General features: G+C 74.8%; 16 protein-coding genes and 1 pseudogene. 6 read left to right on the top strand and 11 right to left on the bottom strand.

From position 1 onward, the window contains the following. Positions 1–89: 89 nt before the first annotated feature. The 4 genes from ABRQ22_RS14190 to ABRQ22_RS14175 are packed head-to-tail and all read right to left on the bottom strand — an operon-like array spanning position 90 to position 2,923. Positions 90–887: an ABC transporter permease gene (locus tag ABRQ22_RS14190; RefSeq protein ID WP_353707185.1), complete on the bottom strand. Its 798-nt coding sequence runs from the start codon at positions 885–887 to the stop codon at positions 90–92. Then, positions 884–1,858 carry an ABC transporter ATP-binding protein gene (locus ABRQ22_RS14185; RefSeq protein WP_353707184.1) on the bottom strand — a complete coding sequence of 325 codons (975 nt, stop codon included), beginning with the start codon at positions 1,856–1,858 and terminating at the stop codon, positions 884–886. The genes ABRQ22_RS14190 and ABRQ22_RS14185 overlap by 4 nt, the downstream gene beginning before the upstream one ends. After that, positions 1,855–2,160, bottom strand: a complete 306-nt coding sequence (locus tag ABRQ22_RS14180; RefSeq protein ID WP_253052050.1) for a transcriptional regulator — start codon at positions 2,158–2,160, stop codon at positions 1,855–1,857. Before ABRQ22_RS14180 ends, ABRQ22_RS14185 begins: the two co-directional genes overlap by 4 nt. Beyond that, positions 2,153–2,923, bottom strand: a complete 771-nt coding sequence (locus ABRQ22_RS14175) for a hypothetical protein (protein WP_253052048.1) — start codon at positions 2,921–2,923, stop codon at positions 2,153–2,155. Before ABRQ22_RS14175 ends, ABRQ22_RS14180 begins: the two co-directional genes overlap by 8 nt. A gap of 274 nt (positions 2,924–3,197) precedes the next feature. On the opposite strand from ABRQ22_RS14175, the gene ABRQ22_RS14170 reads away from it, so the two are divergent. The 3 genes from ABRQ22_RS14170 to ABRQ22_RS14160 all read left to right on the top strand — a co-directional run bounded on the left by ABRQ22_RS14170 (position 3,198) and on the right by ABRQ22_RS14160 (position 5,559). Beyond that, entirely contained in the window at positions 3,198–4,148 is a 951-nt protein-coding gene (locus ABRQ22_RS14170) for an SPFH domain-containing protein (protein ID WP_353707183.1), read from the top strand. Then, the gene (locus ABRQ22_RS14165; protein ID WP_353707182.1) at positions 4,145–4,504 is read left to right on the top strand and encodes a hypothetical protein; all 360 of its coding nucleotides are present in this window, start codon (positions 4,145–4,147) and stop codon (positions 4,502–4,504) included. The genes ABRQ22_RS14170 and ABRQ22_RS14165 overlap by 4 nt, the downstream gene beginning before the upstream one ends. 305 nt (positions 4,505–4,809) lie before the next feature. Continuing rightward, positions 4,810–5,559: a CPBP family intramembrane glutamic endopeptidase gene (locus ABRQ22_RS14160; protein WP_353709554.1), complete on the top strand. Its 750-nt coding sequence runs from the start codon at positions 4,810–4,812 to the stop codon at positions 5,557–5,559. Positions 5,560–5,598: 39 nt separating this feature from the next. On the opposite strand, the gene ABRQ22_RS14155 is transcribed toward ABRQ22_RS14160, so the two are convergent. Together ABRQ22_RS14155 and ABRQ22_RS14150 are read right to left on the bottom strand one after the other, a co-directional pair. Next, positions 5,599–6,447 (bottom strand): hypothetical protein, encoded by an 849-nt coding sequence (locus ABRQ22_RS14155; protein WP_353707181.1) that lies wholly within the window; start codon positions 6,445–6,447, stop codon positions 5,599–5,601. A gap of 36 nt (positions 6,448–6,483) precedes the next feature. Further along, a complete protein-coding gene (locus ABRQ22_RS14150; protein ID WP_353707180.1) occupies positions 6,484–7,371 on the bottom strand; it encodes a DUF308 domain-containing protein in 888 nt (295 codons plus the stop codon). A 169-nt stretch (positions 7,372–7,540) separates the two neighbouring features. On the opposite strand from ABRQ22_RS14150, the gene ABRQ22_RS14145 reads away from it, so the two are divergent. Beyond that, positions 7,541–10,360 carry a flippase-like domain-containing protein gene (locus ABRQ22_RS14145; protein WP_353707179.1) on the top strand — a complete coding sequence of 940 codons (2,820 nt, stop codon included), beginning with the start codon at positions 7,541–7,543 and terminating at the stop codon, positions 10,358–10,360. Positions 10,361–10,379: 19 nt separating this feature from the next. Here ABRQ22_RS14145 and ABRQ22_RS14140 read toward each other — a convergent pair whose 3' ends face one another. Continuing rightward, the gene (locus tag ABRQ22_RS14140; RefSeq protein ID WP_253052035.1) at positions 10,380–10,706 is read right to left on the bottom strand and encodes a hypothetical protein; all 327 of its coding nucleotides are present in this window, start codon (positions 10,704–10,706) and stop codon (positions 10,380–10,382) included. 256 nt (positions 10,707–10,962) lie between these two features. On the opposite strand from ABRQ22_RS14140, the gene ABRQ22_RS14135 reads away from it, so the two are divergent. After that, on the top strand, positions 10,963–12,564 hold the full coding sequence (locus tag ABRQ22_RS14135; protein ID WP_353707178.1) for a Re/Si-specific NAD(P)(+) transhydrogenase subunit alpha: 1,602 nt from the start codon (positions 10,963–10,965) through the stop codon (positions 12,562–12,564). Beyond that, the gene (pntB, locus tag ABRQ22_RS14130; protein ID WP_353707177.1) at positions 12,561–13,973 is read left to right on the top strand and encodes a Re/Si-specific NAD(P)(+) transhydrogenase subunit beta; all 1,413 of its coding nucleotides are present in this window, start codon (positions 12,561–12,563) and stop codon (positions 13,971–13,973) included. Before ABRQ22_RS14135 ends, pntB begins: the two co-directional genes overlap by 4 nt. A 152-nt stretch (positions 13,974–14,125) precedes the next feature. Here the strand turns inward: pntB and ABRQ22_RS14125 are convergent, their stop codons facing one another. The 4 genes and pseudogenes from ABRQ22_RS14125 to ABRQ22_RS14110 form a co-directional block, all read right to left on the bottom strand. Beyond that, a complete protein-coding gene (locus ABRQ22_RS14125; protein ID WP_353707176.1) occupies positions 14,126–14,713 on the bottom strand; it encodes a hypothetical protein in 588 nt (195 codons plus the stop codon). Between the two features lie 62 nt (positions 14,714–14,775). After that, positions 14,776–17,031, bottom strand: a complete 2,256-nt coding sequence (locus ABRQ22_RS14120; protein ID WP_353707175.1) for a tetratricopeptide repeat protein — start codon at positions 17,029–17,031, stop codon at positions 14,776–14,778. A 74-nt stretch (positions 17,032–17,105) separates the two neighbouring features. Beyond that, entirely contained in the window at positions 17,106–17,981 is an 876-nt protein-coding gene (locus ABRQ22_RS14115; RefSeq protein WP_353709553.1) for an aldolase/citrate lyase family protein, read from the bottom strand. Positions 17,982–18,166: 185 nt separating this feature from the next. Continuing rightward, a pseudogene (locus tag ABRQ22_RS14110) lies at positions 18,167–18,625 on the bottom strand (MaoC family dehydratase); the annotation flags it as partial. Positions 18,626–18,678: the final 53 nt, after the last annotated feature.

The following is an 18,678-nucleotide window of genomic DNA, read 5'->3' as shown; positions in this document are numbered from 1 at the left end:
GGCCGTCCCCGCGCCGAACACGACCTGAGGGTCGTTATCCCCGGGGATAACGACCCTCATGTCGTGTTCGGCGGCGGGTGCAGGGCGGGTCAGCGGAAGCGGCGGCCCTCGTCGCGGCGGTAGGCGCCGACCGCGAGGGCGGCGAACAGCACCGTCCATCCGAGGAGCACCAACCAGGCGCCGCCGTACGCCGGCTCGCCCGTGAGCGCCTGGACGAGCAGGTCACGGCCCGCGCGCGTCGGCGTCGCCATCGAGATCGCGTCCAGCCACGAGGGGAAGAGGAACGGCGGGAGGAACAGGCCTCCCGCGAACGCGAGCGGGAAGAGGATGACCTGCACGACCGGCAGTGCCGCCTTCGCGGACAGCGAGTAGCCGATCGCCATGCCGAGCAGCACGAACGGCACGGACACGAGCAGCACCGTCCCCACCCCCGCGAGGAGCTGGCTCCACGTGACGCTCGCGTCGGTGAACAGCCAGCCGATGAGGATGAGCGGCACGAGCCCGAACAGCGAGAAGATCCCGCCGTTGAGCACGCGCGCCGCCATGCGCGGCGCCGGGCCCGCGGGCAGCGAGCGCACGAACGGGTCGAACGGGAGCTGCCGGTCCTCCGCGACGCCGAGCCCGTAGGTGAACAGGCTCGCCGAGCAGATCGCGAACAGGCCGAGCGACGCGACGGCCGTCGTCGCGGCCACCGGGTTCTGCGCGACCTCCTTCTGCGGCACGACGAAGAAGAACATCGCGAGCGCCGGGAACAGCAGGTTGCCCAGCACGGCGACCGGCACGCGCACCGTCTCCAGGAACTGGTACTTGAGGTGCAGCCAGGTGAGGCGCAGCGGCCCGGGGAGGGCCGCGGCGGTGGCGCCGCCGGGGATCGTCGTGGTGGTCATCGTGCCCGTGCCTCCGTGGTCGGGGCCGCGTCGCGCGCGACCATCTGCTCGAACGCCTCCTCGAGGCTCGCGCCCCGGATCTCGAGGTCGTGGAAGTCGACGCCCGAGGTGACGAGCTCGCGGACGAGGGCGTCGGCGTCGGGCGTGTAGAGCTCCTGGCGTCCGTCGCCGAGGCGGTCGGACCGCACGACGCCGGGCCGGTCGGCGAGGTCGGCGGTCGACCCGACGACGACCCGCCGCAGCGACACGCGCCGCAGGATCGCGTCGAGCGAGTCGTCGGCCTTGACCACGCCCTGGTCGATGACGACGACGCGCTGCGCGAGCGCCTGCACCTCCTCCAGGTAGTGGCTGGTCAGCAGCACGGTGCCCCCCGCCGCGTGGTACGCGCGGATCGCGTCCCACAGCGCCTGCCGGGCGCTCACGTCGAGGCCCGTCGTCGGCTCGTCGAGGAGGACGACGCGGGGGCGACCCACGAGCGAGAGCGCGACGGCGAGGCGGCGCTTCTGCCCGCCGGACATCGCGCCCGTCTGGCGGCCCCCGAGCTCGGTGAGCCCGAACTGCTCCAGCAGCTCCGCCGTCGGGACGGGGTCCGGGTAGTGGCCCGCGACGAAGTCGACGACCTCGCGCACCTTGAGCGTCGCGGGCAGGCCGGTCTCCTGCGGGGTGAGGCCCAGGCCGACGCGGCTGCGCGCGTCGCGCGGGTCGCCGCCGAGCAGGCGGACCGTCCCGGCGTCGGGCTTGCGCTGACCGCTGACCAGGGACAGCAGCGTCGACTTGCCGGCGCCGTTGGGGCCGAGCAGGCCGACGAGCTCGCCCGCCCCGACGGTCAGGGACACGTCGTCGAGCGCGACGACCGTGCCGAAGCGTCGCGTCACGTGGTCGACGGCGACCACGGGTCGGGCGGGGTCGGTGGTCGACGGCGCGGGGTCGGGCCGGGCGGCCCGAGTGCGCGGGGCGTCGTCGGTGCTCATCCTGCGGCTCCCTTCAGGAGGGTGTTCAGGGCGGTCGTGTAGTCCTCGAAGGCGCTACGGCCGCGGGCGGTGAGAGCGAGGTAGGTGGCCGGGGTGCGGCCCTCGTGGGTCTTGGTGACGGACACGTAGCCGGCGTCCTCGAGCTTGCGCAGGTGGGTGGAGAGGTTCCCGGCGGTCATGTCGAGGAGCTTCTGGAGCTTGGGGAAGGACAGCTCGTCGCCGGTCGGGAGGGCCGCGAGCGTCGCGACGACGCGCAGCCGTGCCGGGGCGTGGATGACGGGGTCGAGCCCGGCGTCAGACATCGGCCGCGCCCTCCGCCGACGCCCGGGCGGGTGCGGGACGAGTCGCGAGGCGCCGCCGTCGGGCACGCAGGACGTGCTCGATCGCGGCCATGACGAGGAACCCGCCCCCGCCCGCGAGCGCCATGACGAGGTAGGTGAGCGGCAGCCCGGCGAACGTCGCGACGGCCGCCGTGAGCAGGATCCACACGCCGAGCACGAACAGCCCGCGGTCGCCGAACGCCGCCGCCCCACCGAGGTACAGCAGGCCCACGACGACGCACGCGAACGCGTTGCTCGCGAGCGACATGACCTCCTCCGACGCACCCGCACGGGCGAGCCCGCCGAGCACGAACCCGAAGCAGACGAAGCCGAGCATCCACGACCAGCCGTACATGGCCCCGGTGCGGGCGCTGACGCCACGCGTCCCCGCGGTGCGCGTGACGCTGTGGACGATCGTGAACGCGACGGCGGCCGCGATGAGGCTGAAGAAGACCCAGAACGCCCACGGCTCGGGCTGCGCGCCCACGACCTGCCCCGCGCGGGTCGTGAGGCGCACGGTCGCGGTCCCGTCGACGACGCGGACCGCGCTCGCCCACAGGCACAGGTACCCGACGAGCCAGGCGACGCCCCACGCGAGGAACAGCAGCCGCGAGTCCGGCTCGGTCGCGCGGCGCGCGCGGTCCTGCTGCTCGCTGATGAGGCGGAGCGTCTCGGCGACGTCGAGCGCCGGCTCGTCCGGCTCGCCAGCCCCGTCGCGGGGGCCGTCGCCGTGGTCCGTCGTCATGGTGGCCTCTCGAGAGATCGGAAAACTACTTTGCGCTACAAACCTATTTGCAGTCTGCCACCCCGACCACCGCTCACGCAACCCCCCACCCGCCGAACACGACATGAGGGTCGTTATCCGGTCGATAACAGCCTTCATGTCGTGTTGGACAGCGGGCGGGGTCGTGCTCGGCACGCTAGGGGCCGGTGCGAACGTGCTGGGGGGCGGCATAATGTGATATCACTTTGCTATCCACGACACGCGCGGCCGTCGGCCGCAGGAGAGGACGGGCCCCGTGACCGAGAGCGCAGCACCCCCGCAGGAGTCCGTCGGCGGCGAGCCGACCGGCCGTCCCGTCGGCCACGACGGCACGCGCGTCGACGTCACCGAGCAGCCCGCGTGGTCGCTCGGCGCGGGCGGGGGCGGTCTCGTGATCCTGCTCGTCCTCGTGCTGCTCGGCGGGTCGATCCCGCTGTTCGCGACGGCCACCCCCGTCGGTGCCGTGCTCGGCGTGGTCGCGATCCTGCTCGGCGTCTTCCTGCTCACGATGGTCAAGGTCATCAACCCCGGGCAGACGCTCGTCGTCCAGTTCTTCGGCCGGTACCTCGGGACCATCCGCCGCACCGGGCTCGTCGCCACCGTGCCGTTCTCGACGCGCAAGCGCGTGTCGGTCCGCGTGCGCAACTTCGAGACGAGCGAGCTCAAGGTCAACGACGCCGACGGCAACCCGATCAACATCGCCGCGATCGTCGTCTGGCAGGTCGCGGACACCGCCAAGGCGAGCTTCGCCGTCGAGGACTACACCGACTTCGTGCGCGTCCAGGCCGAGTCGGCGCTGCGCCACGTCGCGATGTCGCACCCCTACGACGACGCCGAGGCCGGCGAGCAGTCGCTGCGCGGGGCCACCGAGGTCGTCTCCGCGGAGATCGCCACCGAGGTCGCGGCGCGCGTCGTCGTGGCGGGCGTCGAGGTCATCGAGGCCCGCATCTCCAACCTCGCCTACGCCCCGGAGATCGCGCAGGCGATGCTCCAGCGCCAGCAGGCAGGCGCGATCATCGCGGCACGGTCGCGCATCGTGGAGGGCGCGGTGTCCATGGTCGAGGACGCGCTCTCGCGCCTCGAGGCCGAGGACATCGTGACGCTCGACGACGAGCGCCGCGCGACGATGGTCTCCAACCTCCTCGTGGTGCTCTGCGGGGACAGCCGCGTGACGCCCGTCGTCAACACGGGGTCCCTGTACCAGTGACGCCCGCCGGGCCCACGCCGCCCGAGAAGCGCCACGCGCCCGACGACGGCGACCAGCCGTCGTCGGGCCGCGTTGTGCCCTCCGGGGGGGAGCCGGCCCCGCGGGAGGGCGACGCACCCCCGCAGGCCGAGCAGCCGGCGTCGGGCACGGGCCGAGCGCAGCGGCCCCAGCGCAAGTCGGTCCTCCTGCGCCTCGACCCCGCCGTCCACGACGCGCTCGCGCGCTGGGCCGGCGACGACCTGCGCAGCGTCAACGCGCAGATCGAGATGCTCCTGCGTCGCGCGCTCGACGACGCCGGCCGCCTCCCCCGCGACGTCCGCCCGCCCCGCCGCCCGGGCCGCCCGCGCAACCCCTGACCCACCGAGCGATCAACCCTGACCCGCCGAGCACGAGGTCGCTGTCGTTCTGGGGCCGAGAACGACAGGGACCTCGTGGTCGACGCGGAGCAGACCCGTGCTCGGCGGACAGCGCGCGTCCAGGCGGCGTCGAGCCCGCTCCCGGGGACCGGTGCTATAACCGGACGGTGCCCGACCTGACCGCGTCCACCCCCGCGACCGCGCCCGAGCCGCTGCCCGCGCCCGGCCCGACGGCGGCGCCCCGCGCGGCCGAAACCGTCAGCGCCGAGGCGCACGACCGCCCGGACCGGGCGACACGACGACGCATCGGCGCGGAGATCTGGATCGTCCTCGGGCTGAGCCTCGGCAAGTCGGCGGTCTACGCGATCATCAACATCGTCGCGCGGCTCACCGCCGGGACCCCGCTCGGCGAGCAGTCCGCGAGCCTCAACGTGAGCCGGTCGGCCCGGCCGTACCTCGACCTCACGTACCAGCTCGTCGGGATCTTCTTCGCGGTGCTGCCCGTCGCGCTCGCGCTGTACCTGCTCAGCGCGCGCGGCCGCTCGGCCGTCCGGGCGATCGGGCTCGACGGCGCGCGGCCCCTGCGCGACGTCGGGTGGGGGTTCGCGCTCGCCGCGGCCATCGGCATCCCCGGGCTGGGCTTCTACGCGCTCGGGCGCCTCCTCGGCATCACGGTCGAGGTGCAGGCGTCGGCGCTCAACGCCGCGTGGTGGACGGTGCCCGTGCTGATCCTCGCCGCGCTGCAGAACGGCCTGCTCGAGGAGGTCATCGCCGTCGGCTACCTGTTCGAGCGCACGCGCGACCTCGGCTGGGGCCGCGTGAAGTTCGTCGTGTGGAGCTCGCTCCTGCGCGGGTCGTACCACCTGTACCAGGGGTTCGGCCCGTTCGTCGGGAACGTCGTCATGGGCGTCGTCTTCTCGTGGTTCTACACGTCGCGCTGGGGCAGGCACCGCGTCATGCCGCTCGTGATCGCCCACACTCTGCTCGACGTCGTCGCGTTCGTCGGGTACGCGCTCCTCCCCCTGGAGTGGAAGCAGTCCCTGGGCCTCGCGTGACGGCCGCGGCGCCGCTTCGCGACTCCTGGGACGCCGTGGTCAGGCGATCCCGAACGCGCCGGTCTCCAGGTCGACCAGGTGGGTCTCGCGGTTGCCGTAGTCGACGCCCCAGGTCGGCGTGGACAGCTCCAGGTAGTGCGGCGTGAAGTCGCCCTCCAGCGAGTCGACCATCGCCTCGGACGTCCCGCCGAGGTGGTCGTCCGCCCAGGAGCGCTCCTCCTCCGGCGGCCCGGTCCAGTCCTCGTCCCAGGGCGAGACCCAGCCGTCCTCCTCCCGGCCCGGGGCGCGACCCGCGTTCGGGTCGTCGACCCTCGGGACGAGGTAGGCCCACCGGGTGACCGTCATGTCCTCGCCGCGGCGCGTGCCGAGCGGCGGGTCCCACGCGTTCTGCCCCTCGTCCGTCGCGACGTGCTCACCGGGACGACGGGTGTCGGGCGGGGCGGCCGTCGGGCCGGCCGCGAGCTCCTCCTCGGTCAGCCAGACCAAGGCGAAGCTCTGGCCGATGATGTCGCTGAGCACGAGCGCCTGCGGGTGCTGCCGGGCCGCGCGCAGGTCCACGACGAACGGGTCGTCCGGGTCGCTCGCGTCGTGCGCGGTGGCGAACTGCCCCTCGCCGAGGAAGTACGCCACGCCCGGGAGCCCGGGGCCCCGACGCTGGTACTCGGCCGGCAGCCGCATCGTGACGGCGTGCCGCATCGGCAGCCCGGTGCTCGGGCTCCGCGGCCACGTCCGCGGCTCGATCCCCGGCCCCGCGTCGCCGATCCACCCCCAGGCGGCCTCGCCCCAGGGCGCGACGGGCGGCGGCAGCAGGTCCGTCGTCCCGACCGGTGACCCGTCCACCGCGTCCTGCGGGGTCAGGCCGAACAGGATGTCGTACGCAGTGACCACCGGTGCTCCTCGTTCTCGACGGACAGCGGTCACATGCTAGGGCAGCCGTCCCGCTCCCCCGGGCTCGTCCGGCTCCGACCCGCGCGACGGCCCGGGCGACGACTCCGGCCTCGGCGAGGGCGACGGGGCCGGCGAGGGCGACGGCGACGGGGCCGCGCTCGGGTCGCGCGGCGTCGGCCCGCCCGTGGCCGACGGCGGGGCGACGCCCGGGTGAGCGGCGGGCGCGCCGAGCACGGACCCGCCCGTCACGACGACGCCCGCCGCGACGGCCTGCGCGCGCAGGTCCGCGAGCTCGCGCGCGACGGCGCGCACGGCGAAGCCCGACACCACGTGGATCGCGCCGGTCACGAACGCGTACAGCGCGAACACGACGGTGACGAGCCGCAGCACGTCGAAGGCGTCGAGCGGCCGCGTGACGAGCAGGACCCCGAACAGCACCGAGACGATCCCGACCGCGAGCATCCAGGCCCAGCCCAGGTCGCGGTTGCGGACGAGCGCGGCGGCCCCGGCGATCGTGGTGATGCCCAGCACGAGCACCCAGACCGCGAGCACGTAGTAGAGCGCGGTGGCGGTGAGGTCGGGCCAGAGCGCCACGACGACGCCGAACACGACGTTGACGCCCGCCTGCGCGAGCCACCACGCCGACCCGACCTGCCGGCGGTGCACGAACCCCTGCACGGCGACGAGCACGCCGTCCGCCACGAGGAACGCGCCGAGCACCACGCGCAGCGTCCCGAGCTGCTCCAGCGGCTCGATCATGAGGAGGAGGCCGAGGACGACGAGGAGGCTCCCCCGCACCACGGGCAGCCACCACACCTTGCGGAAGGGGTTGCGCTCCTGCCCGTTCGCGTCGGGCGTCGCAGGGCGGTCCGGACGGTCGGCCCCGTCCGCGGTGCCGTGCTCCGTCGTCGTGCCACGTGCCATGCCGACCTCCCGGGTCCGGTCCTCCGCCCATGCTAGGGAGGCCTTGCTCACACCCGCCCGCCGAGCGGGGGCCGCGAGCCGTCCAGCATGCGGGCGAACCGGGCGAATCACCCGGAGGAATCGGCCAAATACCGCGCCTCCTCAGGGGCCCCGACCTAGACTCGCTCGCATGGCCTCCCCCGCCCCCGAGCCGAGAGAGCGCGCCGCTCCCCACGTCGGCGCGGTCGTCGAGGTCGGCTCGCTGGCACGGGCCGCGCAGGCGGAGCCCCGCCCCCAGACGGGCGCGCTCGAGGCCCTGCTCGCGCGTCGGGGGCACGACGACGCGGGGACGGTCCGCGTCGTCGACACGGCCGAGCAGCGCGTCCGGCACCCGATCGACCTCGTCAACCTCGTGCTGTGCGCGGTGGGCGTCGTGGTCGTCCTGCTCATGTCGGTCTACGCGCACGGCACGACGGCGGGCGTCGCGGAGGACGTCCGGAACTTCTCCGACCTGCTCGCGCGCATCCTCTTCGTCCCCGTCGCGGTGCTCGAGGGCCTCATCACGCTGTTCGTGCCGATCGCCGTCCTCACCGAGCTCGGCATCCGCCGGCTGGGCCGCCAGGTCGTCGAGTCGATCGTCGCCGCCGCGCTCGGCCTGCTCCTCGGCGTGCTGGCCGTGCTGGCCCTGCGCGCGTGGGGCTCGGACGACCTCGTCCGGGGGCTCTCCGTGTACTCGCGCGGCGAGTGGCGGCTGACGATCCCGGGGTACGTCGCCGCGATCGCCGGGCTGCTCACGGCCGCGGGGACCCGCACCCGACGCCGCACCGTCAAGTGGTCGTGGAACCTGCTGTTCGTCGCGATCGGCGTCGTGCTCATCACGGGCCAGGTGTCGCTGCCGGGCATCATCATCACGCTGCTCCTCGGCCGCATCGCCGGGCTCGCCGTGCGGTACGTCTCGGGCGTGCGCAGCGAGCGTGCCTACGGACCCGACCTCGTGGCCGGGGTCCGGCGCGCCGGGTTCTCCCCCGCGGCCCTCGTGCGCGTGCGCGACGTCACCGACGACGAGGAGCTCGCCGAGGCGGCGGACGACCCCATCACCGAGGTGGACGCCGAGGGGCGCATCACTGCCGAGGTGCACGTCGGCGTCCTGCGCGCACCCGGCGCCACCGACGACGCCGGGACGGTCCTCACGGCCGACGCCGCGCTCGCCGCGCAGCACCTCGGCTCGGCCCCGCACCCCGACGAGGCCGGGGCGTCGGACGGGGCGAACGGGACGAACGGGCAGACCCCCGCGACGGAGTCCCAGGACGCGCCGTCCGACTCGGCGGCCATCGCGCTGACGCGCGCGGGCGACAACCGCGTCTACGCGATGCTCGCGGAGGACGGCGTGCGGCGTGACGTCGTCGTGCTCGACGGCGACCGGCAGGTCGTCGGCTTCCTCGCCCGGTTCTGGCGGTCGCTGCGCCTGCGCGGCAGCGAGGGACGCGCGGCGATCTCGCTGCGCGCGGCGGCCGAGCGCACCGCGCTGCTGTCCTACGCGGCGCGCGCCGCGGGCGTCCGCACCCCGCGGCTGCTCGGCATCGGCGAGTCCGCGGACTCCATGGTCCTGGTCCAGGAGCACGCGACCGGCGCGGTCTCGCTGCGCGACCTCCCCGTCGAGGACCTCACGGGCTCGGTGCTCAACGAGGCGTGGCGCCAGCTCCGGCTCGCGCACGCGGCGGGCATCGCGCACCGCGCGCTGACGTCCGACGTCATGCTCGTCTCGCGCGAGCCCGCGACGGGGGCCCCGCAGGTCTGGCTCACCGGGTGGGAGCAGGGCGACATCGCGTCGTCCGAGCTCGCGCGCCGCATGGACCTGGCGCAGATGGTCGCGCTCCTCGCGCTGCGTGTCGGGGCGCGCCGGGCCGTCGAGTCCGCGGTGAGCGTCCTGCCGGACGACGACATCGCCGCCATCGGCCCGCTGCTCCAGCCCGTCGCGCTGCCGCCGAGCACGCGCGAGGAGATCCGGCAGAACAAGGAGCTCCTCAAGGAGCTGCGCGCCGCGCTGGTCGAGCGGCTGCCCGAGGCGAGCATCGAGCCGCAGCGCATCACCCGGTTCGGCGCGCGGACGATCCTCACGCTGACCCTGACGATCGTCGCGGTGACGGTCGTCGTCACGACGATCAACTTCGACCAGATCACCGAGGCCGTCTCGTCGGCGAACCCCTGGTGGGCGGCCGTCTCGTTCCTGCTCGGGATCGTCACGTGGTTCGGCGCCGCGCTCACGCTCGTCGCGTTCGCGTCGAAGCGCCTGCCGCTCTGGCGCGTCACGCTCACCCAGGCGGCGGGCTCGTTCGTCGCGCTCGCCGCGCCCGCCGGCATCGGCCCGGCGGCGCTGAACCTCCGGCTCCTGACCCGGCGCGGGATCTCGACCCCGGTGGCGGTCGCGACGGTCGCGCTCGTCCAGGTGTCGCAGTTCGTCGTGACGATCCTGCTCCTCGTCGTGCTGTCCGTGGCCACCGGCGACGGCGGGCTCGTCCAGCTCCCGTCGACGACGGTGCTCCTCGCGATCGGCGGCGTCGCGCTCGCCGTCCTGGCGACGCTCCTCGTGCCGGCCGTGCGGGCCTGGGTGCTCGCCAAGATCCGCCCGACGATCCAGCAGGTGTGGCCCCGGCTGTCGGAGATGCTGGGCCAGCCCGGGCGGCTCGCGCTCGGCATCGCGGGGAACGTCGTCATGACGCTCGGCTACGTGCTCGCGTTCGACGCCGCCCTCGCCGCGTTCGGGCAGGAGCTCTCGCTCGTCGAGGTCGCGGTCATCTACCTCGTCGGGAACGCCGCGGGTGCGGCCGTCCCGACACCCGGCGGCCTCGGGGCGATCGAGGCCGCCCTCATCTTCGGCCTGACCACCGCGGGCGTCCCCGCCGCGCTCGCGACGTCCGCGACCGTGCTCTTCCGCGTCGCGACCTACTGGGCCCGCATCCCGATCGGCTGGGCCGCGATGCGGTACCTGCAGAGGAAGGGCGACCTGTAGCCCGCGGGATCGGCCCGGGTCAGCCCTGGGGGGCGTCGGCGACCTTCACGTCGACGTGGTACTTCGTCCCGTCGACGTCGGACAGCGTGACGGTCGTGTCGTAGACCTCCCCGGACGCCGGGTCGGTGAGCTCGCACTCGACGACCTCGCCGTCCACCAGGTCGACGTTCTCCTCGCCGCAGTCGACGTCCGCCTCGCCGATCTCGGCGAGCGCGCCCTCCGCGTCCTGCGCGATCTTCGAGGCCGGCACGGTGAGGTTCGCGCTGACGGAGCACGCGGCGAGCGCGACGGTGCACAGCGCGACGACGGGCGCGAGGACGGCGGTACGGGTGGTGGTGCGGCGCATGGTTCCCCCTGGGTCTGAGCGGATGGCGCCCCGATCCTCGCGGACCCGGCGCCGGGGGCGCCACCTCGCGCGATGGTGAGAACTCCCCGCCGCTCCCCGCCGCGGCGCGACGAGCGCCGACCAGGTCGAGGCTCGCCCGCCCGGGGACGTTCGACCCGGGACGACGCGGGCGACCCCCGATAGGCTCGCGGCGCACCCGCCGTCGTCCCCGGTCGCACGGGCGCCCACGATGCTCGACGAGGTGAGGAGCCCGCACGTGAGGATCGGTGTCCCCCGCGAGGTGAGGGACGGGGAGCGGCTGGTCGCCGCGACCCCGCGCACGGTCGAGCGCCTGCGGGCGCTCGGGTACGAGGTGGTCGTCGAGCACGACGCCGGCGCGGGGGCCACGTTCTCCGACGCCGCGTACGAGACGGCGGGCGCCACGGTCGTCGACGCCGCGGCCGCGTGGGGCGCCGACGTCGTCACGGCGGTGAACGCGCCGACGGACGCCCAGGTCGCGCTCCTGCGCCCGGGCGCGACGCTCGTCGCGATGCTCGGCCCCGCGAACGACCCCGACCTCGTGCAGCGCCTCGCCACCCGCGGCGTCACCGCGCTCGCGCTCGACGCCGTGCCTCGCATCTCGCGCGCGCAGGCCCTCGACGTGCTGAGCACGCTGTCCAACGTCGCGGGGTACCGCGCGGTCGTCGAGGCGGCCGGCGAGTACGGCGGCATGTTCGCCGGGCAGGTCACGGCCGCGGGCAAGACGCCGCCCGCGAGGGTCTTCGTCATCGGCGGCGGGGTCGCGGGCCTCGCCGCGGTCGGCGCGGCGGCGAGCCTGGGCGCGCAGGTGCGCGCGTTCGACGTGCGGTCCGAGGCGGCCGAGCAGATCGAGTCCATGGGCGGCACCGCCGTGCGCGAGCCCGCGGCGCAGCAGGGCATGTCCGCCGACGGCTACGCGAAGCCGCTCACGCCCGAGCAGGAGGCCGCGGCCCTCGCGGTGTACGCGCGCGAGGCCGCCGAGGCCGACGTCGTCATCACGACGGCGCTCGTGCGCGGCCGCGCCCCGCGCACCCTCACGGCCGAGGCGGTCGCCGGGATGCGCCCCGGGAGCGTCGTCGTCGACCTCGCGGCCTCGGGCGGCGGGAACTGCGCGCTCACGGTGCCGGGCGAACGCGTCGTGACGGAGAACGGCGTCGTGGTCGTCGGCTGGACCGACCTCGCCGGGCGCCTGCCCCAGCACACGTCGCAGCTCCTCGGGACGAACGTCGTGCACCTGCTGGAGCTGGTCACGCCCGGCAAGGACGGCGAGCTCGCGCTCGACCTCGACGACCCGGTGCAGCGCGGCATGACCGTCGCGCGCGACGGCGAGGTGCTGTGGCCGCCGCCGCCCGTCGCGGTGAGCGCGGCCCCGGCCCCGGGGTCGACCGCGCCACCACCCGACCCCGCGCTGGAGACCGCGGCACGCGAGCGGGCCGCCGCGGAGGCGGCGTCGGCCGCGAGCCTGAGCCGCCGTCGTCGGACCGTGGGCGCCGCGCTCGCCGCGGTGCTCGTGACGCTCGCGCTGTCGTTCGCGCCGCCGTCGCTCGTCGGGCACGTCACGGTCTTCACGCTCGCGGTGATCGTCGGGTACTACGTAATCTCGAACGTCACGCACTCGCTGCACACACCGCTCATGGCCCAGACCAACGCGATCTCCGGCATCATCCTCGTCGGCGCGCTCCTCCAGATCGGCTCCGACGACTGGGTCGTCACGACGCTCGCGCTGCTCGCCGCGACCGTCGCGAGCATCAACATCTTCGGTGGCTTCCTCGTGGCGAACCGCATGATCCGCATGTTCCGCAAGGACGCCCCGGCGCGTGCGCAGGAGGTGGCCCGATGACCGCGACGTCCGTCGCCCAGGCGGTCTACGTCCTCGCCGCCGTCCTGTTCGTCCTCAGCCTCGCGGGGCTGTCGAAGCAGGAGTCCGCACGCCGCGGCAACGTGCTCGGCATGGTCGGCATGGTCCTCGCGCTGGCCGCGACGATCGTGCTCGCGCTCGGCACGAGCGCCCGGCCCGTGCTCGTCACCGCGCTGCTCATCGCGCTCGTGCTCCTCGTGGGCGCGGCGGTCGGGACGTGGCGCGCGCGCCGCGTCGAGATGACGCAGATGCCGGAGCTCATCGCGATCCTGCACAGCTTCGTCGGCGCCGCGGCCGTGCTGGTCGGCTTCAACTCCTACCTCACCGCGCACGCCGCCGGGGCCGACGACGTCGCGCACCTCGTCGAGGTCTCCCTCGGCGTGCTCGTGGGCGCGGTGACGTTCACCGGCTCCGTCGTCGCGTTCCTCAAGCTGTCGGGGCGCACGCGATCGGCCCCGCTCCAGCTCCCCGGCCGGAACCTGCTCAACCTCGCGGCGCTCGTCGTGAGCCTGGGGCTCGTGGTGTGGTTCGTCGTCGCGCCGTCGATCTGGCCCCTGCTCCTGCTCACGGTCGTGTCGCTCGCGCTCGGCTGGCACCTCGTCGCGTCGATCGGCGGGGGCGACATGCCCGTCGTCGTGTCGATGCTCAACTCGTACTCCGGCTGGGCCGCCGCCGCGGCGGGCTTCATGCTCGGCAACGACCTGCTCATCGTCACGGGCGCGCTCGTCGGGTCCTCCGGTGCGATCCTCAGCTACATCATGTGCCGGGCCATGAACCGGTCGTTCGTGTCCGTCATCCTCGGCGGGTTCGGGGCCGAGGAGGGCGCCGCGCCCGCCGGGGGCGGCGAGGGCCCGCAGGGCGAGCACCGCGAGGTGAGCGCCGACGACGTCGCGGCCCTCCTGCGCGACGCCCGCAGCGTCGTCATCACGCCGGGCTACGGCATGGCGGTCGCCAAGGCGCAGTACCCCGTCGCGGAGCTCGTCGAGCTCCTGCGCGACGGCGGTGCCGAGGTCCGCTTCGGGGTGCACCCGGTCGCGGGTCGCCTGCCCGGGCACATGAACGTCCTGCTCGCCGAGGCGCGCGTCCCGTACGACATCGTGCTGGAGATGGACGAGATCAACGACGACCTGGCGGACACGGACGTCGTGCTCGTCATCGGCGCGAACGACACGGTGAACCCGGCCGCGCTCGACGATCCCGGCTCCCCCATCGCGGGCATGCCGGTCCTGCACGTGTGGGAGGCCGGGCAGGTCGTCGTCTTCAAGCGCTCGATGGCGGCCGGCTACGCCGGGGTGCAGAACCCGCTGTTCTTCCGCGAGAACACGGGCATGCTCTTCGGGGACGCGAAGCAGCGGGTCGAGGACATCGTGGCGGCGCTGCGGGTCGGCTGACGCGCGTCTCGGCCCGCGCGGCGTCGCACCGGACCCGCGGTGCCGCGGTACCGCCGTGCCGCCGTGCCGCCGTGCCGCCGTGCCGCCGTGCCGCCGTGCCGCCGTGCCGCCGTGCCGCCGTGCCGCCGTGCCGCCGTGCCGCCGTGCCGGGATCAGCCGAGCACGCGCTCGCGGACGTGGCCGAACGTGAGCGACGGCAGGGTCTCGAGCGCGCCGTGCGCCGCGACGTAGTCCTTGAGGTCGCCTCGGAAGACGACCCGGCCCGGCAGGTCGAGGAGCGTCTGCGGTCGCACCTGCCACCGCTCGACGCCGAGGTCGCACACTCCCGCGCCGTGCAGCACGTGGTAGACGAACTCGGAGCAGAAGAACCGGTCCTCCGCCTCGTGACCCCGGCCGAAGCGGGCGCCGACGAGACCGCGCACGTTGTAGGAGAACGCGTGCGAGTCCAGCAGGAACTCGGTGATCCGCACCCGGATCGCCTCGTGCTGCTCCGGCGTCACGGGGACCGCGAGCACGACCCCGGGCACGACGTCCATGCCGCGGTACAGGCCGTCGTCGAACCGCTCGCGCCGGAAGCACCCGACGAACGGGTTCCCCGCCCGGCGGCGCCCGAAGCTGAACATGAGCTCGAGCCCCGGGTCGAGCGCCAGGGAGGAGTGCGTGAACTCGTCGCGGGTCGCCAGCGCGATCGTCCGCGACAGGACCGTGCGGCTGCGGGACAGGACGACGTAGACGTTCACGCGAGTGACCATACGATGCCCGGGCCCGCAAGTGGAACGGGCTGTGAGCGTCTTTTGTCCGGTCAGTCCGCGGCGAGCGCCCCGACGACCTGCTCGGCGAGCTGCGGCGGGAACTGCGCGGCGGCGTCGCGCACGTCGAACCCGAGGTCCTCGGCGAGCGCGAACGCCCGGCCGGCGCGGGCCGGGTCGGGCAGGGAGCCGTCCCCCGTGAGCATCATGACGCCCGCCGTGAACGCCGCGCGGCCGTTGCCGCGGTCGCCCGCCGCGAGGTAGAGCTCCAGGGCGCGCGCGGAGTCCCGCGGACGGCCCCGACCCGTCGCGTGCTCCGCCGCGAGGTTGTAGAGCGCCCGCGGGTGGCCCGCGTCCGCGGCCTGCTCGAGGAACGCGCGCGAGCGCGCCTCGTCCACGGGCGTGCCCTGGCCGGTCGCGGTGAGGACGGACAGCTCGAACAGCGCGTCGGCGTTGCCGCGGCGCGCCGCCTCCTCGTGGTCCGCGACGGCCGCCGCGGCGTCCTGCGCGAACCCGTAGCCGTTGTAGCGCATCCACCCGCGCAGCACGTGCGCCGCTCCGTCGGGGTCGTCCTCGGCGAGCCGGTCGACCCGCTCGGCGGCCTCCCCGGCGAGCGGCAGCCGGCGGAAGTACGCCTCGCGCACCCAGGACGTCGCCGCCTCGCGCGACACCGCGTCCGCCCCGCCCGCGTCGGCCCTCCGGTACGTGTCGACGAGCACCTGCTCCGCGTCGGCCGGCAGGAGGCCGATCATGTGCTCGTTGCGGACGAACGCGTCGCGCAGCCCGTGCGCGGCGGCCAGCACCCGCTCGCGGCTCGCGGCGCGGTCGTCGAGCGCGTCGCGCGCCGCCTCGTAGGCGACGCTCCCCCGAGGGCGGGTGGTGCCCGACGTCGACGCCCCCTGGCCGGTCGCGCTCGCCGACGCGTCACCCGCCGACGAGGAGGCGGCCGCGGCGTCGGCTGCCCGGGCGTCGCCGGTCCCCGTGCCCGTCGCCGGAGCGGGTGCGCCCGTCGCCGTCCCCTGCTGCGCCGCTGCGGCCGCGTTCGCCGCGTCGCGCGCGTCGGCGTCCCAGACGAGCTCGCCGTCCGGGTTCCAGATCTGGTTCGTCCGGTTCTTCGCCCACACCGCCCGGAAGCCCTCCGGGAGCGAGAGGTAGCGCACGAGGTGCGGCGCCCGGCGGTACAGCTCGTGCGCCGGCACGGGAACGAGGCCGCCCCGAGGCTGCGCGGCGATCGACTTCACGACCCACCCCGACGCCCCGTCGCCCACCGGCCGGGTGCGCTCGACGAACATCTCCGGGGCGTCGTACACGTCGTTGTAGACCAGCACCGTCTCCGTGAAGCGCGTGCTCTTCGAGCCGACCTTGCAGAACGCGACCATCTCCCGCTGCTGCCGGTAGGTGTCGAGCATCGGGTCGACGTCCCAGGTGAGCGTCGAGATCCCGTCCTTCGTGAGGTCCGTGACGGCGACGCGCAGGTCGTCGCCCGACGCCGAGAGGACGACCCACCAGAAGCCGTGCCAGACCTGGTAGCCCTTCACGACCTTCTCCGCGGGCAGGGTCGCGACCCAGTCCAGGAACGACTGCGCCGTCGGGGCGAGGAACGGCGTCGTCTGCGTCCACACGCGGCGACCCGTGGCCGACCGGACGTCGAGCACGACCCGCGCGGGCGCCGTCGTCGGCGTCCCGTCCGCCCACCAGCGCACCGCGTCCGCCGCGGGCGGCGGCCACGCGGTGCGGCCGTTGGCGATCGGGTCGAGCGCGAGCACCTGCTCGCCGTCGAAGTACGCGACGTACCAGTGGCCCGGCCCGTGCGCGCGGTCCACGCCCACGACGACGAACGCGCCCTTGCCGCGGGCGCGCAGCCGTGCAGCGATCTCGTCCGGCGTCGTCTGCTCGAACGCGCCGCCGACGAGCTCGGCGAGCTCGGCCTCGCTCGGGCCGACGGGCGTCGCGGGCTGCGCCGGCCCTCCGCGCAGGATCCCGACCATCGAGGCCACCGCCGACGCCGCGTGGTTCACCGGGAGGGTCGCGGCGTTCGCGTCGTTGCGGTGACCGGCGTGGAACGCCTCCACCATCTGGGCCTGCGTGAAGCACGACTCCCGCACGTACGCCGAGCCGTCGAACCCGACGATCGCCTGCGCGCCCCCACGACCCGGGGTCCACACGTGGAACCCGCCCGGGACGACCTTGTGGTGGCGCGCGACCGTCGCGACGTCGACGCCGAGCAGCGTCGCGGCCCGGTCGGCGAGGTGCGGGAAGCCCTCGGTCCAGTGCTGCTCCTGCGGGTCCGGGGCGTTCACGTCGGTCACGGGGAGAGGCTATGCGGCGCCCCCGACGCACCGCACCGCCCCGGCATGGGGACCGGTCCCCATGGGAGCACCGGTCAGGTGGCCGCCCGGCGCAGCACGGCCTCCGCGTGGCGCAGCACGGGGCCGTCGACCATCCGGCCGTCGTGCGTGAAGACGGCGTCCGGGCCGCCGGGGTTCGCGGCCGCCGCGTCGAGCAGCGCCCGCGCCGTGGCCACCTCCTGCGGCGTCGGGGCGTAGGCGGCGCGGATCACGGGGACGTGGCTCGGGTGGATGCACGCGGTCGCGGCGAACCCGGACGCGGCGGCGTCCTCGGCCTCGGCCCGCAGCCCGTCGAGGTCGCCGACGTCGACGTGCACGGCGTCGACCGCGGCCTTGCCCGCGGCACCGGCGGCGAGGAGCACCGCGGACCGCGCGTGCCGCGCGACGTCGCGGTACTTCCCGTCCGGACGCCTGCTCGACGTCCCGCCGAGCGACGCGACGAGGTCCTCCGCGCCCCACATGAGCGCGACGACCTCGGGTCGCCGGGCGAGCTCGGGCGCCGCGAGCACGCCCGCCGCTGTCTCGCACAGCGCGAGGACCCGGACACCCGGGAGGGTGGCCGCGAGCGCACCGAGCGAGCCCAGCAGCTCCGGTCCGGCCTTGGCGACCATGACCGTGCGCAGCCGCGTGTCCGCGAGCGCCGCGACGTCGAGCGCGTGCTCGCGCGTCCCGACGGCGTTGACCCGCACGACCGTCCGCGCCGGGTCCAGCGTCGCGGACGCCTCGACGACCGCCCGCCGCGCGGCGTCCTTCGCGGGCGCGGCGACGGCGTCCTCGAGGTCGAGAATGACGGCGTCGGCACGCTCGGCGGCCTTGCCGAACCGGTCCGGCCGGTCGCCGGGGCAGAACAACAGCGCCGGCCCGAGTCCGCACCCGGGCGACCCCGCGTCGTCGGGCACGGTGCGGGGCATGCCGACGGCGTCGCTCACCACGCGCCCTCCTCGTCGCCGCGCTCCAGGACGGGGTCGTGAGACCCGCTCTCGCCGCCGAGCCCTGGATCCCTCCCCACGCGGGCGCCGGGCTGGGGAGCGATCCCGGGTTCGGCAGCACCGGGGTGCCCGGCCCCGGGTGCGGCGGACGCCGCCTCGTGGGCGGCTCGGGTCCAGAAGAGCGCGGTGCGGACGGCGCGTGCGACGAGGACGCCGTCCTGGTTGAGTCCGCGGTGCTCCAGCGTGACGACGCCCTGGCCCGGGCGCGACGCCGACAGCCGCTTCTCGACGACCTCCGTCTCTGCGTAGAGCGTGTCGCCGTGGAACAGCGGCTTCGGGAACTCGACCTCGCGGAAGCCGAGGTTCGCGACGATCGTGCCCTGCGTGACCTGCCCGACCGACAGCCCGACCAGCGTGGACAGCGTCATCATCGAGTTGACGAGGCGCTGCCCGAACGGCTGCGTCGCGGCCCACGCGGCGTCGAGGTGCAGCGCCTGGTGGTTCATCGTGAGCGTGGAGAAGACGACGTCGTCCGCCTCCGTGAGCGTGCGGCCGGGCCGGTGGCGGTACACCACGCCCGTCTCGAGCTCGTCGTAGTACAGGCCCCGCTGGACCACCTCGCGCATGCTGCTCCTCCCTCCTCACCTCGGCCTCGGCGACGTCCGCCGAGAACGACCTC

This window comes from Cellulosimicrobium sp. ES-005 (genome assembly GCF_040448685.1).
In the GTDB taxonomy this organism is placed as follows: Bacteria; Actinomycetota; Actinomycetes; order Actinomycetales; family Cellulomonadaceae; genus Cellulosimicrobium; species Cellulosimicrobium cellulans_G.
The sequence above is the reverse complement of the archived record's forward strand: the minus strand, read 5'-3'. Positions and strand labels throughout refer to the sequence as shown.

Bases quoted from the DNA above. Each gene is read 5' to 3' on its own strand.
- ABRQ22_RS14190 (WP_353707185.1), bottom strand. From the start codon at position 887: ATGACCACCACGACGATCCCCGGCGGCGCCACCGCCGCGGCCCTCCCC.
- ABRQ22_RS14185 (WP_353707184.1), bottom strand. From the start codon at position 1,858: ATGAGCACCGACGACGCCCCGCGCACTCGGGCCGCCCGGCCCGACCCC.
- ABRQ22_RS14180 (WP_253052050.1), bottom strand. From the start codon at position 2,160: ATGTCTGACGCCGGGCTCGACCCCGTCATCCACGCCCCGGCACGGCTG.
- ABRQ22_RS14175 (WP_253052048.1), bottom strand. From the start codon at position 2,923: ATGACGACGGACCACGGCGACGGCCCCCGCGACGGGGCTGGCGAGCCG.
- ABRQ22_RS14150 (WP_353707180.1), bottom strand. From the start codon at position 7,371: ATGGCACGTGGCACGACGACGGAGCACGGCACCGCGGACGGGGCCGAC.
- ABRQ22_RS14145 (WP_353707179.1), top strand. From the start codon at position 7,541: ATGGCCTCCCCCGCCCCCGAGCCGAGAGAGCGCGCCGCTCCCCACGTC.
- ABRQ22_RS14140 (WP_253052035.1), bottom strand. From the start codon at position 10,706: ATGCGCCGCACCACCACCCGTACCGCCGTCCTCGCGCCCGTCGTCGCG.
- pntB (WP_353707177.1), top strand. From the start codon at position 12,561: ATGACCGCGACGTCCGTCGCCCAGGCGGTCTACGTCCTCGCCGCCGTC.
- ABRQ22_RS14115 (WP_353709553.1), bottom strand. From the start codon at position 17,981: ATGCCCCGCACCGTGCCCGACGACGCGGGGTCGCCCGGGTGCGGACTC.